Genomic DNA, 1120 nt, shown 5'->3' with positions numbered 1-1120 from the left:
TGTGAGTTTTCGCTGAAGTGCGACTTGCGAGCGCAAGCAATGTAGTCGCTTCATCGATCTGCGGCCATCAGCTTCTGACGGAACACTTCATCAGGCGTTTTGAAGCCGAGGCATTTGCGCGGCGTCGCGTTGAGATGAACGCATAGCTGGTGAAGAGCGCGGTCATTGACCGACAAGGGATCAGTGTCTCTCGAAAGCCATCTGCGAGCGCGTCGGTTGGTATTCTCCACCGTGCCTTTCTGCCAGGGCGATTGTGGGTCGCAGAACCAGGTCTGCACGCCGAGCCCAGCCTGGAGATAGGACCAGTCTGTGAACTCGGTGCCGCGGTCGAAGGTGATGGAGCGCCGCGCCACATGGGGAAGGGGGCTGAGAACATCGATCAAGCCATCCATGATTGACCGTGACTGACGGTCGTTGTTGCGCAGGAACACCGTGAAGCGGCTGACCCGTTCGACCAATGACGTGATGTTGGCCTTGCCGAACTTCTTGCGGAACTGGATCAGATCGCACTCCCAATGGCCGAGCTGCTTGCGGTCCCGAACCACGTCCGGACGGTGCAGGATGCTCAGTTCAGGGCTGAACCTACAGCCATGGCGGCGCCTGGCATGTCGCGGCCGGCGCCGGGCGCGACTTTCCGGCAGGTAGCGCCACAGCTTCATCTGCTGACCATCGTGCGAATAGGCAAAGCGGTAGATGGTCTCGTGGCAGACGCGCACGCTGCGGCGTTCATAAGCCAGTCGTCCGGCAATCTGTTCCGGCGACCAGCCATGCTTGATCCGGTCGATGATCGATGCGCGCAGGTGCGGATGGCGAACGAGCTTGCGGTGGCGGCTGCGACGATCCTTGGCCTTGCTGTTTGCGGCGACGCAGAAATAGCCGGCCACATCCGGCATCTCGCTATCCTCGAACCTGTTTCGTGCGATCTCGCGAAAGATCGTCGAGCGATGGCGCCCGAGCTTCTCGGCAATCACGTCGACGGTGACGCCGGCTTGGCGCCAGCGCTCGATCTTCCTGCGCTCACCCAGATCGATTTGGGAGTACGTGCGTTTCATGGGTGGTTCCTTGCATGCGATAAGCCATTGGTATCGCTACAAAGTCGCACTTCGAATTAGAACCCACC

The 1120-nt window shown here is 60.1% G+C and carries 1 protein-coding gene; it reads right to left on the bottom strand.

Features of this window, described 5'->3' with window-relative positions:
* Positions 1 to 50: 50 nt before the first annotated feature.
* Positions 51 to 1052 (bottom strand): IS30 family transposase, encoded by a 1002-nt coding sequence (locus ACVJNE_RS24235; protein WP_499569282.1) that lies wholly within the window; start codon positions 1050 to 1052, stop codon positions 51 to 53.
* Positions 1053 to 1120 lie beyond the last annotated feature (68 nt).

Source organism: Mesorhizobium sp. DxT, assembly GCF_058448885.1.
This window is presented reverse-complemented; position numbering and strand designations above follow the sequence as displayed.